Origin of the sequence: Halopseudomonas phragmitis, assembly GCF_002056295.1 — a bacterium.
Taxonomy (GTDB): Bacteria; Pseudomonadota; Gammaproteobacteria; order Pseudomonadales; family Pseudomonadaceae; genus Halopseudomonas; species Halopseudomonas phragmitis.
The window spans coordinates 2,141,988-2,160,217 of sequence record NZ_CP020100.1 but is presented as its reverse complement, the minus strand read 5'-3'; the positions used below and the strand labels follow the sequence as shown (position 1 = coordinate 2,160,217).

The window sequence follows — 18,230 nt, the reverse complement described above, 5'->3', positions numbered from 1 at the left end:
CGACCGCCACCGAGTACGGAGACCACCATGTCCACAGTACAGATCTATCACAACCCGCGCTGCTCCAAGTCGCGCCAGGCTCTGAGCCTGCTGGAACAACAGGGCGTAGACATCGACGTCATCCTCTATCTGGAAACCCCGCCGGACGCTGCAAGCCTCAGCGAACTGCTGCAACTGCTGGGCATGAGCGCCCGAGACCTGATGCGCAAGGGCGAGGATGTCTACAAGGAACTCAAGCTCGACAACTCCGAACTGAGCGAAGCCGATCTGGTTCAGGCCATGGTCGATTACCCGAAACTGATCGAACGACCGATCATCATCCGTGACGGCAAGGCGTTGGTTGCCCGGCCTCCGGAGAAGCTACTGGAACTGTTTGCATGAGCGTATCCGGCAACTACATCCTGGTCCTGTACTACAGCCGCCATGGCGCTACCGCGGAAATGGCCCGACTGATAGCCGACGGCGTCGAGCAGGCCGGCCTGGAAGCCCGACTGCGGACCGTCCCCAGCGTATCGCCAGACACCCAGGCCAGCAGCCCTGCGGTTCCCGAACAGGGCGCACCTTACTGCAGCGAGGACGATCTGCGCCACTGCGCCGGACTGATTCTCGGCAGCCCTACCCGCTTCGGCAACATGGCTGCCCCGCTCAAATACTTCATCGATGGCACCAGCAGCCTGTGGCTATCCGGCACCCTGAGCGGTCGCCCTGCTGCAGTGTTCACCTCAACCGCCAGCCTGCACGGCGGCCAGGAAAGCACCCTGCTGTCAATGCAACTGCCGCTGTTGCACCATGGCATGCTGCTGGTCGGCTTGCCCTATAGTGAGCCCGCTCTGACCGCCACCCGGGGTGGCGGTACGCCCTACGGCGCCAGCCACCATGCCGGAACCGATGGCTCGCGACCACTGGATGAGCATGAAAGCAGCCTGTGCCGGGCCTTGGGCAAACGGGTCGCCAGCACCGCCCGTCAACTGATCGCCGGAGCCGACCATGCCGCGCGCTGAAAAACCCCTACCAAGTCTTGAGTACCTGCGGCCCCGGATGCGCCTGTGCCGCTTCGTAGCCGCAGTCAGCTATTTCGGTCTGATCACCAGCCTGCTGGTGCACACCTTGCTGTTCGACAACCTTAACGGCGCCAACCCACTGGTGATCCTGGCAGTATTGTTGGTGCCACTGCTGATCTTTCTGCCGGGCATCCTCAGCGGCAACCCACGGGTTCATGCCTGGCTGTGCTTCGCCATCAACCTGTATTTCATTCAGGGAGTGCTGATCTGCTTCCAGCCGGGAAGAGAATTCTACGGCAGCCTGCTGATCAGTTTCAGCGTGGTGTATTTCCTGGCTGCGCTGGGCTATGTACGCTGGGCCTTTCAGGCCCGCCGGGTCGAGGCTGCCGTTACCAGCCCATGACCCGTTTGACAAAGGGAATGGTCAACCGATGCTGGGCCTGCAGGGAAGCCTGGTCCAGCAATTCCAAGGCGTCGAACAGCTCACTCATGCCACGAGCGCCGCGGCTGAGAATATAGCGCGCGACCTCATCTGAAAGCTGTAGCCCGCGCTGCTCGGCACGCAGCTTGAGCATCTGCTGCTTGTCCTGATCATCCAGGCTCTGCAACTGATAGACCAGCCCCCAACCTAGCCGCGAGACCAGATCCGGCAAGCCAAAAGATACGGCCCTGGGCGCCGCGTCGGCCGCCAGCAGCAGGCGCCCGCCAGCTTCCCGCAAACGGTTGTAGAGATGAAACAGCGCCTCTTCCCAATCCGCTCGACCAGCCAGGCTGTCAAGCTGGTCCAGACACAGCAGCTCAACCTGCTCCATCCCCTCCAGCAAGCTCGGACCGTGCTCAAGCAAATCTGCCAACGGCAGATACATGGCCAGGGCTCCGGCTTCGGCTGAGCGATGGCAAGCTGCCTGCAAGAGATGTGAGCGCCCGCTACCCTCAGCGCCCCAGAGATAGACACAAGGCTCGGCCAGTTCCTGCTGCGGGTCGGCCAGCATCTGCAAAGCCGCCACCACCCCCGCATTAGGACCGGCATAGTAACTGGCAAAGGTCGCCTCATCGCGCAGCTTGATCCCCAGTGGCAGCTGTACCGGTTGCCCCACCATCACTCCTCCCGCGCCTCACTCGCCGCCTCATCGGTCTCCGCCTGAGCGGACTCAAGCAGGGTCCGATCATAGGCGGCCGAGGCTTTATACTGTTGATACACATGGCGCAGCAGGACCATCACCACTGCAGCCACCGGCAGAGCCAGCAGGATGCCGACAAAACCAAACAACTGACCGCCAGCCAGAATCGCAAAAATCACCGCAACCGGATGCAACCCGATCCGGTCGCCAACCAGCAAGGGGGTCAACAGAGTACTTTCAATGATCTGTCCGATGCCGAACACCGCAACCACCGCAACCAGGTGGAACAAGTCCCCGAACTGGAAAATAGCCGCAATCAGAGCCGCACTGATGCCAACGAAGAACCCCAGGTACGGCACGATACTGGCCAACCCTGCAAGCATTCCAATCAGCAGCGCCAGCTCCAGACCAACCAGCCACAACCCCAGCGAATAAATCACGCCCAGCGCCAGCATCACCAATAACTGACCACGTATAAAGGCGCCCAGCACCTCGTCACACTCACCCACCAGTTTCACCACCAGAGGCTCACGATGACGTGGCAGCAGCTCGCGGCAGCGGACGATAATCTGGTCCCAGTCACGCAGCAGATAAAAACCGACCACAGGAATCATCACCAGATTGGCCACCCAGGTCAGCAGTGCCATGGTCGAGCGCGTAGCCTGGGCCAGAATCGCACTCAGCAAGCCACCGGTCTGGCCGAGATTGTCCTTGAGGGTCTCGCGTACATCAGCAAGCTGAAAATCGCTCAACGAGATTCTCAGCGTGCTTTGCACCCAGGGCAGTGCCGTATTATTGAACCAGTCGATCATCGCCGGCACCTGATCCTTCAGGGTGACGATCTGACTGCCCAGCAGGGGCACCAGAATCAGCAGCATCAGAATAAGCAGGAAGGTTGCCAGAGCAAAGACCAAGCTAACACCCCAGACCCGCGATATCCCTTTGCGCTCCAGCCGGTCCACCAGAGGATCACCCAGATAGGCCAGTAGCATACCGATCAGAAAGGGCGACAGAATTGGCTGCAACAGGTAGACCAGCAGTACCAGCCCCAGCAGCCCTGCCGCCCAGTACCAGCGGTAATCGATGTTCATGTCATGATCCTTTGACAGCGTTTATTGCCAGCGATAGTAGAGTGTTCGCAGGTCATTGCGCGCTGACGGAGTCGTAGTTTCAACAACAGTCTCCCCAACCTCATCAGCGGCTGTTTCGACGACGGGCTCAAGCTCATCCAGCGATGTCGGCTGCGGGACCAGTTGCGGGGTCGGCTCAGGTATGGGCGCCGAAACCCGCAACAAACGCTGGTCAAGGGCAAGCAGCCGAACCAGTTGAGCCTCAGTGCCGGAGAAATCAAACGCCAACACGGCCCGATCGCCCTGCACAGACAGCAGGCGCGGCGCCGCCTGGGCACCCAACTGCTGCAAAGTCCGCTGCAGACTGGCGTAATCGTTGACACCATTGATCCCGTTGACCACCAGAGTCCAGCCCTGCAGTTCACCATCCGGGGTAGCTGATACCGCGTATTGCTTGAACACCGCCGCTGCCAGCGCCCGCATCAGGCTGTCGGCGGCCTGGGCCTGATCGGCATCACTCACCCGGCCACTGTCGCGCTGCTCGTTCAGCCACAGGGTCCAGTTCAACTGCCAGGTTTCACCCTGCTGGGCAATAGCCAGCGCCAACACTGCCTCACTGGGGTAGCGCTCGCTGGCCTGCAGCAGACTCTCCTGACTGGCCTCACGAATCATACTCTCGGTCACTTGGCTGCGATCCTGCAAATCGGCCAACGGCAAATCCAGCGCCACTGCGCGCTGACGGGCGGCCTGATTCAGCAACTCGGCCCAGGGCGCCCCCTGCACCAGCAATTCATCACCCAACACGCCGGCTTCGACCCCCCAAAGCAACACACCAGGCCGGTTGCGACCCAGCATTGGCAGAGCGGCTCGGGTAAGCAGTTCACGCAGAGCAGAGGGCTCAAATTCGATATCAACCACCCCATCAGCACCGGCAGCAGTCCGGCGAACGAGGTTTCTGGGCTCTGCCAGCGCTTCGGCAAAGGGAGCTCTGGACAGGTTCAGATCAGGGCCAGCCAACCGTTCCAGTACGATGGCCGCCGCCAGTCGAATCTGGTCCTCACGGGACTGCCCCTCCTCCCCGGAGACTTCAACCTTGTACAGGTCGTCCAGCACAGCTGCCGACACACCAACCGGCACCAGTAAAGCAAGGATCATCAGGGCGGTACGCATTACAGGCATGGGCATTCCATTCCGGGAGAAAGCTGTTCGTCAGACGCCAGCGCGGCTCAGGCCGGCTCAAGGGCGCACGCGTACGCGACCAAAAGGCCGCGCCAAATGGCATACATTAAACAAGCGCCGGAGCTGCGGCAACCAAAGCCGCATTATCGAAACGCCCTCGGCATGCTGGAATGGTTCTGCGGGCTGCGAATTGGTACACTATCGCGCTATTTATAGTAGCCGGCGGTCCACCGCATTCCTTTCGAGTACAGAGAACTCCCCATGAGCAACCAATCGCCCTCCAAGCCCTCCATCAGCTACAAGGACGCCGGAGTCGACATCGACGCCGGTAACGCTCTGGTTGACCGCATCAAGCACGTCGCCAAACGCACCGCCCGCCCGGAAGTCATGGGCGGCCTGGGCGGCTTTGGTGCGCTGTGCGAGATTCCTGCCGGTTACAAGCATCCGGTACTGGTTTCCGGCACCGACGGCGTGGGCACCAAACTGCGCCTGGCAATGGACCTGGGCAAGCACGATAGCATCGGCATCGATCTGGTGGCCATGTGTGTCAACGACCTGGTGGTCTGTGGTGCCGAGCCGCTGTTCTTCCTCGATTACTATGCCACTGGCAAGCTCAATGTCGACATCGCCGCCCAGGTGGTCACTGGTATCGGTGCAGGCTGCGAGCTGGCTGGCTGCGCGCTGGTCGGTGGCGAAACGGCTGAAATGCCCGGCATGTACGAGGGTGAGGACTACGACCTGGCCGGCTTCTGCGTCGGTGTGGTGGAAAAGGCCGAGATCATCGACGGCAGCAGGGTGCAGACTGGCGATGCACTGATCGCCCTGCCCTCATCCGGCCCACACTCCAACGGTTACTCGCTGATTCGCAAGATCATCGAAGTATCCGGCACCGACATCGCCCAGGTTGAGCTGGACGGTCAGCCTCTGCGCGATCTGCTGCTGGCCCCGACCCGCATCTACGTCAAGGCTCTGCTCCAGTTGATTCGTGAAACCGGCGCGGTCAAGGCCATGGCCCATATCACTGGTGGCGGCCTGCTGGAGAATATTCCCCGCGTTCTGCCTGCCGATGCCCGTGCAGTCATCGATCTGGCCAGCTGGCAGCGTCCAGAGGTATTCAACTGGCTGCAGCAGCAAGGCAACGTCGACGAAACCGAAATGCACCGCGTGCTCAACTGTGGGGTCGGCATGGTCATCTGCGTCGGCCAAGACCAGCTCAGCACTGCCCTCAAGGTTCTGGAGCAGGCTGGCGAACAGCCCTGGCTGATTGGTCACATCGAGGCCGCCGACGGCGGTGAGCCCGTGGTTCTGCGTAACGGCCACTGATCCGTGGGCTGTCGTATCGTCGTCCTGATCTCCGGATCAGGCAGCAACCTGCAGGCGCTGATCGACGACCTGCGCACCAACCCCGCCGACGGAGCCATCGTCGGCGTGGTGTCCAACCGGGCCGAGGCCTACGGCCTGGAACGCGCACGCACGGCCGGTATCGCCGCACTCAGCCTGAGCCATCGGGACTACCCGGATCGTGACAGTTTCGACCAGGCCTTGATCCGGCAGATTGATGCACTGAACCCGGATCTGATACTGCTGGCCGGCTTCATGCGGATTCTGACGCCTGATTTTGTCAATCACTACGCCGGTCGGCTGCTCAACATCCACCCGTCACTGCTGCCCAAGTACAAGGGGCTGCATACCCACCAGCGCGCGCTGGAGGCCGGTGATGATGAGCATGGCGCCACCATTCACTTCGTCACCGAAGAACTCGACGGCGGCCCTTTGGTGGTTCAGGGCCGCATTCCGGTCGAGACGGGCGATACGCCCGAATCCCTGGCCGAGCGAGTACACCGGCTCGAACACCGTCTCTACCCATTGGCCATGCGCTGGTTCATCGAAGGCCGACTGCGCCTGATCGACGGTCGCGCCTGCCTGGATGGGGAACCGATTGCCGCCGCCGGACTCAGACTAGAAGACTTCGAATTCAGTCAAAGGGAATCCGACAATGCATGATGCTCACTGTCGCAACTTACTAAAAAGCTCGCTGGGTCTGGCCTTGCTGCTCACCAGCAGCCTGGCTCTGGCCCAACCGCTGCTGCCGTTCAGTGCCAGCTATGCGGCCGACATGAAGAAGATCCCGGTCAATGGCGAGGCCAGCCACAGCCTCAGCGCCAACGCCGACGGCAGTTGGACCCTGACCTTCAATGCCGGGATGTTCGTTGCTCGCCTGACCGAACAAAGTACCCTGCGCCTGGAAGGCGACCAACTGCTCCCCTTGAGCTATCGCTACGAACGGCGCGGCCTGGGGCGCAGCCGGGTCACCACCCAGGAGTTCGACTGGAGCCAGGGGCAGATCCGGGGCCGACACAAGGACAAGGATTTTACCCTGCAGGCCGAGCCTGGTCTGCTGGACAAAACCACCTACCAACTGGCGCTGCAACGCGACCTGATGGCCGGCAAGCAGGAGATGCACTACCGGGTGGTTGAGGGTGACGATATTGATGACTACCATTTCCGGGTAGTCGGAGAGAAACAGGTTTCAACCCAGGCCGGTCGGTTCAACACGGTCGAGGTCGAGCGGGTACGTGAACCTGACGCCAAGCGTCAGACCACCCTGTGGTTCGCCAAAGACTACCAGTATCTGCTGGTGCGCCTGAGCCAGACTGAAACCGATGGACAGCATTACCAGATCATGCTGGAAGAAGCCCGGATCAATGGCGAGCCAGTGGTTGGCAGCGCCAATTGATCCATGACCGGTTCGCGGCCACTGGCCGCGAAATATCTCAGGCCTTGCGGAACTTTCCGCCCTGTTCAGCCAGCTTGACCAACCCGGCAGCCGGCTTCCAGAACTCACCCTGGGCAGCTTCCAGCTCACGAATTTCCTTGAGCACCACATCCAGCCCCAGGCTATCGGCATAGGCCATCGGGCCGCCACGCTCAGCCGGGAAGCCGTAACCGAACAGGTAGACCCGATCGATATCCTCGGCGCTCTCGGCAAACCCCTCATCAAGAATACGCGCACCTTCGTTGACCAGAGCCAGAATACAGCGGCGCACAATTTCCTCATCGCCCACTTCACGCGGGGTATAACCGGCTTCCTCGGCCACTTCACGGGCCATCAGATCGGTTTCAGGGTCATGGATTGCCTGGCGGCTGCCCGGCTCGTACTGATAGAAACCGTGGCCACTCTTCTGGCCGAAACGGCCCATTTCGCAGAGTTTGTTGTCCAGCCAGACAATCGGCTCACCACGGCCGATACCTGCCAGCTGCCGCGAACGCCAGCCCAGATCAACACCCACCACGTCATACATACGGTACGGCCCCATGGCCATGCCGAAGCCCTGCAGAGCCTGGTCAACCTGCCAGGGCGTAGCGCCCTCAAGGACCACTTCGCGGGACTGGCGCGAATACTTCTCCAGCATCCGGTTGCCGATGAAGCCATGGCAGTTGCCGGCCAGCACCGCTTCTTTCTTGATCTTCTGGCCCACTGCCAGACAGGCCTCCAGCACACTCGGATCGGTCGCCTTGCCGCGCACCACTTCCAGCAGCTTCATGATATGCGCCGGGCTAAAGAAGTGCAGACCCAGGACCTGAGCAGGGCGCTTGGTGGCCGATGCGATCTCGTCGATATCAAGGTAAGAGGTATTTGAAGCCAGAATGGCTTCAGGTTTTACTGCCGCATCCAGCTCAGCAAAGATCTTCTTCTTGAGGTCCATGTTCTCGTACACAGCCTCGATTACCAGATCCATGTCCGCCAGATCGGCGTAGTTCTGGGTAGTGCTCAAGCGCGCTACGCGAGCTTCAGCCTCGGCCTCATCGAAACGCTGTTGTGCAACCGAACGCTTGTAGACATTGCGAATTTCCTCAACGCCCTTCTCCAGCATCTCAGCATTCACATCCAGCCAGACCACTGGATAACCCACGTTGATGAAGTTCATGACGATACCGCGACCCATGGTACCAGCGCCGATTACGCCAACTTTCCTGATGCTTTCGAAAGAAGCCATCGCAGTCTACCTCCTGCCAGTGAAAAAAGCGGGACCCGGCATGACTGGCCGGTCCGTTCGTGAGGACCGATACATTACGCAAAAGTCGCGACGTTTTGAAACGATTGGCGCTGATGGGCCGCATTCACATGATGAATTAAGGCCGACAAGCACTGCTCTACAAGCCTCCGTCACTCAGGTACACTCCGCGTCCGTAACACCTCGGGTAGACACGCGAGGGTAATGAATCCACATTGCATCAAGTCGTTCAATGTTCAGATCATGCAGTATTACCCTGGCCGCCTGCCTGGCGTTTGCCGTCACCAGCATCCAGGCCGCACCCAACTCCTTCGAAGCGGCCAAGGTCATGGCCCGCCAGCAGGTCTACCATGATCGCACCACTCAAGGCACTTTCTACTGCGGTTGTCGTTGGCAGTGGACCGGACGCTCCGGCGGCCGGGTCGACCTGGATAGTTGCGGCTATCAGGTTCGCGCCCAGGACCAGCGCGCCCAGCGGATCGAGTGGGAACACATAGTCCCGGCCTCACTGTTCGGTCAGCAGCGCCAGTGCTGGCAGCAGGGCGGACGCAGCAATTGCAGCCGCAACGACCCGCTGTTCAACATTATGGAAGCAGACCTGCACAACCTGACTCCGGCTATTGGCGAGGTCAATGCCGATCGTAGCAACTATCGGTTTGCCATGCTCCCCGATACGCCGTACCGGCATGGAGCCTGCCCGTTCAAGGTTGAGTTCAGCCAACGCGCAGCCGAACCGCGAGACGAGGTCAAGGGCATGATCGCCCGGACCTATTTCTATATGCACGACCGCTACAACCTGCGCCTATCAGACCAGCAGGAGAGGCTATTGATGGCCTGGGATAATCGCCACACCCCCAGCAGCTGGGAGCTGGAGCGCAACCAGCGGATTAGTCGGCTGATGGGGCATGCCAACCCCTTCGTCGACGGCCAACGCCAATGGCTCAAAGGTCACCGCAACCTGGCCGAAGGGCTACAGGCCCACCAAGCCGTTTCCCAGAACAGCTCATTGGCCAACAATGGCCCCGTGATCGGCAACCGCCGCAGTCAGGTCTACCATTTGCCCCAGGGCTGTCCGGGTTATCAGCAGGTCAGCCCGCAGAACCAGGTGCATTTTGCCAGCGAAGCCGAAGCTCTGGCTCAAGGCTACCGACGCGCCGGGAACTGCCGTTAGGATCTGTTGCCGCAGTCAGAGCTGGGCAGGCTGCGGCTGAGCCTGGCGCTGCCCAACGGGCTCGACCTGTGGCCCCAGCAGCGCCTCGATCCGCTGACGGGTCTGCGCCATCAGTTGTTCGATGTCGGCACGACTGTAGTTGGTCGTGTCGATCGGCTCGCCAATATGCACCGATACTGGCAACCCCAGGTTGAAGCGCCAGGTCTTGGCCGGCAACACCTGGTGAATCCCCCGGATCGCCACCGGGATGATAACCGCCTCGGTATCCAGAGCCAGATGGAAGCAGCCCTTCTTGAACGGCAGCAACTCGCCGCTACGCGAGCGAGTGCCCTCCGGTGCAGCCCAGAGCACAATCCCCGACTCCATCATAGCCCGGGCCTTGGCCAGATCGGCCAGAGCCCGGTCATGACGGTGGCGGTTGATCGACGGAAACTCTGCCGCCCGCATGGTCGCCCCCAACAGAGGAATACGGTACAACTCGGATTTGGCCAGCATCCGGATCGAACCGGGCAATGCGGCAAAGCTGGCAGGAATGTCATAGTGACTGGCATGACTGCACAGCACCAGATAACGACGGCCATCATTGAAGTCAGGACTTTGCCCGACCACGCTCAAACGCATGCGTACCAGACGCAACATCCAGCCGGCCCAACTGCGGGTGTAGCGATCAACCCGGGCGCGGTCCAACCGCCCTACCGCCGCCCGAGCCAACACATCGACGCAATAACCCGCAGTGACCAGTACCGAACCCAAGACTACTCCGATACGTCGCAACAAGGTGGCGGATTCACTGACGGGTTGAAGATTAAGCATGGACAGATGTTCCCGGAGACTATGACTGACGCTTCTTGAAATACAAAGATTGCCATAATCCGGTCATAAAAGCCTATGCTGCTGTCATGTAACACCACCCGCTGTACAAGGCTTTTCATGACCGAACTGGTGCGTATCGTCTACATCAGTCGCGCGACCTTCAGCCCCGCGCCCAACATCGACGGAATCGATCCCACGGTAGCCAGAATTCTGATCAGTGCGCGCCTCAACAATGCCCGCCAGGGAATCGTTGGCCTGCTGTATTACGCCGACGGCTGCTTTATCCAGTGCCTGGAAGGCGAACGGGACAAGGTCCACGCGCTGTATCGGACACTGCTCAAGGACCGGCGCCACACCGAGCTCAAACTGCTGGTTAGCGAACCGATCGCACGCTTAGCCTTTCCTGATTGGAGCATGAAGTACGCGCCCGCAGACCAGCATATGCAGCGCCTGCTGCAGGAGCACGGGTTCGAGCGTTTTGACCCTTACCGTTTTGACCACCATCTGACCGAGCGGGCCCTGCAACTGCTCCAGGGCCTGCCCGATCCAACCGATAACGGCCATGAACGCAACGCCTCAGCACCAGCCCGCGGTCTGCAATTGGGCGGAGTGCTTCCCATGCAAGGCTTCAGCGCCAGTGGCCCTACGCGCGGCAACTCCGGCTTGGCGCTGATAATGAGCATGACCGCCCTGCTGGTCAGCTTGCTGGTACTGGCCATGGAGCTGGGCTGGCTTTAGTCGAGTACGCCCTGTTCACGCAAAGGCGCCAGCATGGCCTCGACATCCACTGCATCGATCTGCCCAGGCTGCAGAAAACCTTCGGCATACTCGCGGTACACCCCGGAGCGCAGAAACAACGCATAAAGCTCGGCATCGATATGCCGTTCAGCGGCCATGCGGGTCATGATCGCCAACGACTCCGACAGGGTCTTGGCCGGTTTGTAGGGCCGGTCTGCGGCAGTGAGCGCCTCGAAAATATCGGCAATTGCCATAATCCGCGCCGGAACATCCAGGCGACTGGCATCCAACCGCCGCGGGTAGCCTTGGCCGTCGAGTTTTTCGTGGTGGTTAGCGGCGATGTCAGGCACTTCACGCAGCGCTTTGGGAAATGGCAGGGTGCTGAGCATGATCAGGGTCTGAACGATATGCTCATTGATCTTGAAGCGCTCTTCATCGGTCAGCGTGCCACGTCGAATGCTCAGATTGTGCAGTTCCCCAAGGTTGTAGGCATGTTCGGGCAAACGCATGTCAAACCCCCAGCGATTACGCGGATCATCGCGCTGTACCGGTGGTTTGCGCTCGCCCCAATGAACCAGGTGCTCCGGCCGGTCAGCCAGAAGAGGTTCAACGACAGGCAATGACTGCTGCGGCACCCTGGCCAGCCGCTCACGCTCCTCAAAAGACAGGCCAATCCGGTTATCAAAATGCCGCAACCAGGTTTGCCCGGCAATTCGCTGCAGCTCTTCCAGGACCTGATCGGACATGAACTCGCCGCCGATATTGGCCTCGGCCAGCAAGGCAAAGTCCTTCTGCAATTGCCGCTGCCGCGCCGCCAATTGCTCAGCCAACTGCTCTTGCGATTCACCACTGGCCAGCGCTTTCCAGTAATCCAGCTCGGCATCGCGCCACAACACCTCGAACCGGGTACGAACCTCGTGAATGCGGTTATACAGGGTCTCCAGCTTGGTCGCCTTGTCGACCACATATTCCGGACTGGTGATCTTGCCGCAATCATGCAGCCAGGCTGCGATCCGGAAGGCATAGCGCTGCTCATCATCCAGGCTGAAAGCGGCAAACGGCCCCTGCTCCATTGCCACTGCCTTGTCCACCAGCATCTGGGCCAATTGCGGCACCCGCTCGCAATGGCCACCGGTGTAGGGCGACTTGGCATCGATGGCATCGGCCAGCAGCTTGATGATCGCCTCCAGCAGGCGTTGCTGACCTTCGAACAACTGCCTTGTCTCGATCGCCACGGCCAGCACCCCGGACAATTCCTGCATGAACCGGCGCAGGCTATGCTGGGGGGCTGTGGCGCCGGGCATCTGCAGCGCCACCACCCCCAGCAGCTCGCCCTTGCGATCATGCAGTACCAGGGTCAGGTCATACTGCTCACGGTCCAGGCGCCGGGCCAGCTCCAGCGCCGGCTGTTGACGCAGCGCGGCATCCAGCTCGAAGCTGTCCGGGTAGTGCTCACCCTTGAAGGCGGCCGCACGCTGCAACCGGGTTTCATCCTCACTGCCCAGATACACCGCCCCGGCCTCGGCTCCGGCAATGTCGACCAGATTGACCAGCAGGGTATCCAGCATCCGATCCAGCCGGGGCTCGCTGCTCAGATTCAGACTGATGGCCTGGAAGTTGTCGATGGCCTTGGCCATGTTGCCGATCACCTGGCTGAGATTGTCTACCTCACGAATCTGCGAGCGCACTCCAGGCGGGCGACTGAAATCGAAATCCGCCAGTGCCTTGACCTGATCGGCCAGAGTCTTCAGCGGCTGCCCAAGACGGTGGCCCAGCGCCCAACCGGCCAGAATCAATACCCCCATGAGCGCCAGCGCCCAGAGCGCCTGATTGATCAGGATCCGCCGAGCACCGCTGAGCAGCTCCCAGGCCGGAATGGCAATCAGAATCCGGGCATCAGCCTGATTGAAACTGGCCAGCGGCAAGCTTAATCCGTACCAGGCCGCACCATTCACCTCAAACGCCTGAGGGCTGGTCATGGCGCGGTCAAAGGTCGCCAGCCGGTTCAGCGCCGGAATGTTCAATTCACTCAGACTGGCCAAACGCGGCCCCTGCGTATCGCTGCGAATAACCCGCTCCAGCTCAGGATAGGCGATCACCTCCAGATCATGCCCGACCACAGCCATTTCAGTCCCTGGTGTCAGGCGCATATCCTCGACCTCACCAGCCAGATCGCTGACCGAAGCATCCATACCGATCACCGCATCCCCGGTCAGGCTATACATGGCCATGGTCAGGCCAACCTCGCCGGTGGTGAAGAACACATATGGTCGCGTCAGCACCAGACTGCCGGACGCCTCCGCCTGCTTGTACCAGGGCCGGGTACGAGGATCGAACCGGTAATCCGGCATTTCCCGACGATCATGCAAACGAAACGCCAGGTCGTAGAACAGCCAGTTGCCCTGCGTCAGCCCCTGCTCATCGAGACTGATGGTCTGTACCAGATAGTCGCTCATCTCTGGCGCTTCGATGCGGGCCTTGAACTCGGGGTTTTCCAGGCGCCGAACCAGAACAAACTCACCATTGGCATAACCGATATACACCGCACTTAGCGTCGCATTGGCATTCAGGGTTTCAACCAGCACGGGGATGCGCTGCAGCCGTGTTTCAAGATCGGTGGCAGCGGCAATAGGATCATGGGCCAGCAGGCGAATAGCACTTTCAGCCGGATTGATCAGCCGCCCGGCCCGTTCGTTAAGGGTGCTGCCCAACTGCCGAGCCGAGTCATTGGCCGCCGCCAGCATTGCCGCCTCCGCACCGCGATACCCCTGTACCACCACCACCACCAGCATGACCAACAGGCAGAGCACGATTGAGCTGGCCAGCAACCCTTGCAGCGAAATACGTCGTCCCAATGAGTTCATGCGGGCCTCTGGAAAAGGGCAGATACGGCAGCGGTTTCAAGGTGATTTCAAGGTGACTTCAAGATAGCCCAGTTCTGCCAGTTCTGCCGTCTGGCACGGTCTTTTCAGAGCCGCAAAGCCAATCTCAACAAAATCAAAAGATAAACAAAATATTTCAGATAATGATTATCATTTGATATAAATAACACCCTCAATTCATGCACATGGAGCCTTGCCCGAGATGTTGTCCCCCGCCCTACGCTGGACTCTGTTTGGCGCTACCATCACCAGCCTTTTGCCTCTGCCTTTCGCCCACGCCAGCAGCACCCGACTGGATAGCGAAGTCGTGGTCGGCTCACGGGTTGCCACTCGCATCAGCGATATTCCCGGCAATGCCTGGATCATTGATGCCGAACAGCTCAGGGCCCAGTTCAGTGCTGGCGTACCCCTCAAGGAGGCACTCGCTCATCTGGTCCCCAGCCTCGACATTGCTTCCCAGGGACGCACTAACTACGGTCAGAACATGCGCGGTCGCGGAGTCCTGGTGATGATCGACGGAGTCTCGCTGAACAGCTCACGTAATGTCAGCCGTCAGTTCGACAGCATCGACCCGTTCAACATAGAACGCATTGAAGTGCTGTCCGGCGCCAGTGCAGTTTACGGCGGCGGGGCTACAGGCGGAGTCATCAACATCGTCACCAAGCGTGGTCAGATTGGCGGTCCCCGCTATGAGCTTGAGGCCGGAGTACGCAGCGGCTTTGAAGCCAGCGACGACCGTGACCTGCGGGCCGGCGCCGCGATCAGCGGCGGCAACCAGCACTGGGTCGGACGCCTGGCACTGGCCGGCCAGGACAATGGCGGCGCCTGGGATGCCAACGGCGATCAGGTGATCTTTGACATCGCCCAGACCGACATGCAGTACAACCGCAGCATCGACTTGCTGGGCAACCTCGATCTGGCGCTGACCGACAGGCAGAGCCTGAGCCTGAACGCCCAGGTCTACGACTCCGGTTATGAGGGCAACAAGGGCTTGTATTTCGGCCCCAACCTGGCGGCGCTGTACCCACCCTACCCGGAACAGGTGGAGATTCGCAGCGGCCTGTCCTCGGATCTGGAACCGCGCACCGAGCGCCTGCAACTAAGCGCCGATTACCGGCTCAGCGAACTGCTGGGGCACAACGTCAACCTCCAGGCCTACCATCGCCGGGAAAAGCTCAACTTTCACCCCTTTCCCTACGTAGCCTCCGGTTATTTCGCCGCCTCCGAGCAGGATACCGAGCTGAGCGGACTCAAGGCGGTCTTCAGCCGTCAGCAGGGAGCCTGGCGCTTCAATTACGGACTGGATCTGGAGCACGAAAGTTTCGAAGCCGACCAGACCCTGTTCGACTTCTCCAGGGCACAGGCCAGCGGCGGTCTCGACCTTGCCAAATTCGACAAGGTCGGTCGCTATCCAGGCTATGAGGTGGACAGTCTGGCCGCCTTCGCCCAGGCCGAATGGCAACTCAGCCAGCGCTGGCTGGCCACCGCAGGCATTCGTCAGCAGCGCTACCGGGTCAAGGTCGATGACTTCATTGCCGCCGCAGAACAGGTCCGGGTCGCACTCGGCCTGGCTTCAGGTGCCGACCCGGTACCTGGAGGCAAGAACCGCTACAACACCACCCTGGTCAACCTTGGAGCGGTTTTCAGCATCGATCAGGGCCAGCAGCTCTGGGGCAACCTGTCGCAAGGTTACGAAGTCCCCGACCCAGGCAAGTACTACGGTCAGGGGCAGTATGCCTACAACGGCAGCCACCGCGAGCTGATCGCCGGGGTCAGTGTGGCCGACCAGCCGCTCAAGGCGATCAAGACCAATCAGGCCGAACTGGGCTGGCGTCTGTACCGTGGCGACCTGGACGCCCAGCTGGCAGCCTATTACGCCTGGTCGGATGAAAGCCTGAGCTATGACCGCAATACCCTGGCAGTCCAGGTCAACGACGAGAAGAAACGCAACTACGGGCTGGAAGCCCAGCTCAACTGGCGGCCGACCACCCACTGGCAACTGGGCACCAGCACCCACCTGACGCGTGCGGAACTGCGGGCCGACGGTGACTGGAAAAAACAGAACGTGACCCAGGCCAGTCCGTCCAAGGTCACGGCCTGGGGCGGCTGGGCTGATGACCTGACCAACGTACGCTTGCAGGGCATCCACAGCCTCAATCTGAAAGACGACGATGGTAATCGCATCGACGGCTATACCACCTGGGATCTGCTGGTCGAACGTCAACTGCCGGTAGGCCAGCTCGGCTTTGGCATTCAGAACCTGCTGAACAAGGACTACACCAGCGTCTGGGGGCAGCGTGCGATTCTGTTCTACAGCGCCTATGCGCCAGCCTCAACCTTTGACTATCGCGGCCGAGGGCGAACCTGGAGCCTGAGTTATGCGGTAAGTTTCTGAGGATTGCCGGGCAGCCTGACGCTCTGCCCGGCCCCTTTCTCCCAATCACACCCGGAACTGCCCCAACACCTGATTCAACTCCCGCGCCAGCGCGGTCAACTGCTGGCTGGCACGACTTGACTCGTCCGCCGACTCGGCATTGTCGCGGGCCAAACCGGCCACTTCGGTGACATTGCGGTTGATATCGTCCACCACATGCGACTGCTGCAAGGTAGCACTGGCAATCGACTCGTTCAGGCCATTGACGGTCTGCAGGGCGGTAACAATCTGGGCCAGTTGGCTACCCGCCTCCGTGGTCCGCTGCACCGTTACCTGAGTAGCTTCACTGCCATCATGGATTACCTTGACCGCCGCCTGGGCATTGCTCTGCAGGGTGCTGATCATTTGCTGAATCTCGGCCGTGGACTTTTGCGTGCGCTGAGCCAGCAGCCGCACTTCATCAGCCACCACAGCGAAACCCCGGCCCTGCTCGCCAGCCCGCGCAGCCTCAATCGCAGCATTGAGCGCTAGCAAATTGGTCTGCTCGGCAATGGCCTCGATCACCTCCAGCACCCGACCAATCTGGTTCGAGTCCTGGGCCAGAGACTCCATGGTTACCACCGCCCGGCTCATGGTCACAGCTAATTGGTCCACCTGGGTCAGGCTCTGTTCAATACTGGCTTGCCCGGCACGGGCATAATCGTCAGCCTGACGCACCTCGGCTGCAGCATGCTCAGCATTCTTGGCCACATCCTGCACCGCATAGCTGACTTCGTTGACCGCTGTGGCGATCATTTCCATCTGCTGTGACTGCTTGCCGCTCTTGTCCTGTGTGCTGCCAGCCACATCGCCCAGACGCAGTGCCGACTGATCCAGCGCCCCAGCCGAACTGAGCAGTTGCCGCACCACTCCAGCAAGCTTGCCAGTGAAGGCATTGAAATGCCGGGCCAGGGCCGTCAGCTCGTCAGCACCCTGCTCATCCAGACGCCGGGTCAAATCGCCCTCGCCAGTGGCTATATCGGCCATAGCCGCGACCGAAGCCCGCAACGGACGGCTGATACTCTGGGCGATGAACATGATCAACAGCCCCAGCAACAGCGCAATCACACCCGCCAGCAAGGCCGCCCGCAGCACCTGCTGCCAAAACAGCGCCCGAATGTCGTCGATATACACTCCCGAGCCGAGAATCCAGCCCCACGGCTCGAACAACTGCACATAGGAGACCTTTTCCACCGGCTGGGCCGAACCCGGCTTGGGCCAGCGGTAGTCGACCACACCGGCACCAGGGCCACGAGCCACTGCAACCATCTCATTGAACAGCGCCTTGCCATCCGGATCTCGGTAGCCGGACAGGTCTTCGCCCTCCAACGCTGGGTTGGTCGGGTGCATGACCATGCGCGGGTGCAGGTCGTTGATCCAGTAGTATTCCTGGCCGTCGTAACGGAGCTGGCGAATCAGCGCCATGGCCTGTTGCTGGGCTTGTTCACGATCCAGCTCACCACTCTGCTGACGCTGATGAAAGTGCTGCAAAATCCCCAGCGTACTTTCAACCACATGCTGGGTCTTTTCCGCCTTGCCGGCGTACAACTGGTTATTGAGCTGCTGCAGCATCAGGCTGCCCAGGGCGAACAGCATGAGCACGGATGCGCCAAGGATAAGCCACAGACGGGCGCTGATGTTCAGGGATCTAAGCCAACTCATGAGTAGGTGCCTCGCTATACTCGTTATGATTGCCACACATCCCAGTAAAGCCCCGAATCCTCGCATGCGCCCAGGCCGCGATAAATCCGGAGTGTCCATAGCATCAATGCATGATGGTCGCTTCGTCCGCTGAATAGCCCGGCGCAAAGCGGCCGGATTTGCCA

At 60.5% G+C, this 18,230-nt stretch carries 16 protein-coding genes; 9 read left to right on the top strand and 7 right to left on the bottom strand.

Features of this window, described 5'->3' with window-relative positions:
• Positions 1-27: 27 nt before the first annotated feature.
• Genes arsC through BVH74_RS09920 form a run of 3 tightly spaced genes read left to right on the top strand, consistent with a single transcriptional unit; the run spans position 28 to position 1,404 of the window.
• Positions 28-381 carry an arsenate reductase (glutaredoxin) gene (gene arsC / locus BVH74_RS09930; protein WP_080049920.1) on the top strand — a complete coding sequence of 118 codons (354 nt, stop codon included), beginning with the start codon at positions 28-30 and terminating at the stop codon, positions 379-381.
• On the top strand, positions 378-1,001 hold the full coding sequence (gene wrbA, locus BVH74_RS09925) for an NAD(P)H:quinone oxidoreductase (protein ID WP_080049919.1): 624 nt from the start codon (positions 378-380) through the stop codon (positions 999-1,001). The genes arsC and wrbA overlap by 4 nt, the downstream gene beginning before the upstream one ends.
• Entirely contained in the window at positions 988-1,404 is a 417-nt protein-coding gene (locus BVH74_RS09920) for a DUF2069 domain-containing protein (protein ID WP_080049918.1), read from the top strand. The genes wrbA and BVH74_RS09920 overlap by 14 nt, the downstream gene beginning before the upstream one ends.
• Here BVH74_RS09920 and hda read toward each other — a convergent pair.
• Genes hda through BVH74_RS09905 form a run of 3 tightly spaced genes read right to left on the bottom strand, consistent with a single transcriptional unit; the run spans position 1,391 to position 4,371 of the window.
• Positions 1,391-2,101, bottom strand: a complete 711-nt coding sequence (hda, locus tag BVH74_RS09915) for a DnaA regulatory inactivator Hda (protein ID WP_080049917.1) — start codon at positions 2,099-2,101, stop codon at positions 1,391-1,393. The two genes, BVH74_RS09920 and hda, sit on opposite strands and share 14 nt — an antisense overlap.
• Complete coding sequence (locus BVH74_RS09910) at positions 2,101-3,213, bottom strand: AI-2E family transporter (protein WP_080049916.1); 1,113 nt, start codon at positions 3,211-3,213, stop codon at positions 2,101-2,103. The genes hda and BVH74_RS09910 overlap by 1 nt, the downstream gene beginning before the upstream one ends.
• A 21-nt stretch (positions 3,214-3,234) precedes the next feature.
• Positions 3,235-4,371, bottom strand: coding sequence for a DUF2066 domain-containing protein (locus BVH74_RS09905; protein ID WP_165443771.1), 1,137 nt, complete (start codon positions 4,369-4,371; stop codon positions 3,235-3,237).
• Positions 4,372-4,632: 261 nt separating this feature from the next.
• On the opposite strand from BVH74_RS09905, the gene purM reads away from it, so the two are divergent.
• The 3 genes from purM to BVH74_RS09890 are packed head-to-tail and all read left to right on the top strand — an operon-like array spanning position 4,633 to position 7,108.
• Positions 4,633-5,694, top strand: a complete 1,062-nt coding sequence (gene purM, locus BVH74_RS09900; RefSeq protein ID WP_080049914.1) for a phosphoribosylformylglycinamidine cyclo-ligase — start codon at positions 4,633-4,635, stop codon at positions 5,692-5,694.
• 3 nt (positions 5,695-5,697) lie between these two features.
• Entirely contained in the window at positions 5,698-6,375 is a 678-nt protein-coding gene (purN, locus tag BVH74_RS09895; protein WP_080049913.1) for a phosphoribosylglycinamide formyltransferase, read from the top strand.
• Entirely contained in the window at positions 6,368-7,108 is a 741-nt protein-coding gene (locus BVH74_RS09890) for a DUF3108 domain-containing protein (protein WP_080049912.1), read from the top strand. Before purN ends, BVH74_RS09890 begins: the two co-directional genes overlap by 8 nt.
• A gap of 37 nt (positions 7,109-7,145) precedes the next feature.
• On the opposite strand, the gene BVH74_RS09885 is transcribed toward BVH74_RS09890, so the two are convergent.
• Complete coding sequence (locus tag BVH74_RS09885) at positions 7,146-8,369, bottom strand: 3-hydroxyacyl-CoA dehydrogenase (RefSeq protein WP_080049911.1); 1,224 nt, start codon at positions 8,367-8,369, stop codon at positions 7,146-7,148.
• A 250-nt stretch (positions 8,370-8,619) separates the two neighbouring features.
• On the opposite strand from BVH74_RS09885, the gene BVH74_RS09880 reads away from it, so the two are divergent.
• Positions 8,620-9,558: an endonuclease gene (locus tag BVH74_RS09880; protein ID WP_080049910.1), complete on the top strand. Its 939-nt coding sequence runs from the start codon at positions 8,620-8,622 to the stop codon at positions 9,556-9,558.
• Between the two features lie 15 nt (positions 9,559-9,573).
• Here the strand turns inward: BVH74_RS09880 and BVH74_RS09875 are convergent, their stop codons facing one another.
• Entirely contained in the window at positions 9,574-10,371 is a 798-nt protein-coding gene (locus BVH74_RS09875) for a lysophospholipid acyltransferase family protein (RefSeq protein ID WP_080049909.1), read from the bottom strand.
• A 117-nt stretch (positions 10,372-10,488) separates the two neighbouring features.
• On the opposite strand from BVH74_RS09875, the gene BVH74_RS09870 reads away from it, so the two are divergent.
• The gene (locus BVH74_RS09870; protein WP_165443770.1) at positions 10,489-11,109 is read left to right on the top strand and encodes a BLUF domain-containing protein; all 621 of its coding nucleotides are present in this window, start codon (positions 10,489-10,491) and stop codon (positions 11,107-11,109) included.
• Here the strand turns inward: BVH74_RS09870 and BVH74_RS09865 are convergent.
• Entirely contained in the window at positions 11,106-13,973 is a 2,868-nt protein-coding gene (locus BVH74_RS09865; RefSeq protein ID WP_080049907.1) for an HD domain-containing phosphohydrolase, read from the bottom strand. The two genes, BVH74_RS09870 and BVH74_RS09865, sit on opposite strands and share 4 nt — an antisense overlap.
• A 220-nt stretch (positions 13,974-14,193) precedes the next feature.
• On the opposite strand from BVH74_RS09865, the gene BVH74_RS09860 reads away from it, so the two are divergent.
• Positions 14,194-16,386: a TonB-dependent receptor gene (locus BVH74_RS09860; RefSeq protein WP_080049906.1), complete on the top strand. Its 2,193-nt coding sequence runs from the start codon at positions 14,194-14,196 to the stop codon at positions 16,384-16,386.
• 45 nt (positions 16,387-16,431) lie between these two features.
• On the opposite strand, the gene BVH74_RS09855 is transcribed toward BVH74_RS09860, so the two are convergent.
• Entirely contained in the window at positions 16,432-18,066 is a 1,635-nt protein-coding gene (locus BVH74_RS09855) for a methyl-accepting chemotaxis protein (protein WP_080049905.1), read from the bottom strand.
• Between the last annotated feature and the right edge of the window lie 164 nt (positions 18,067-18,230).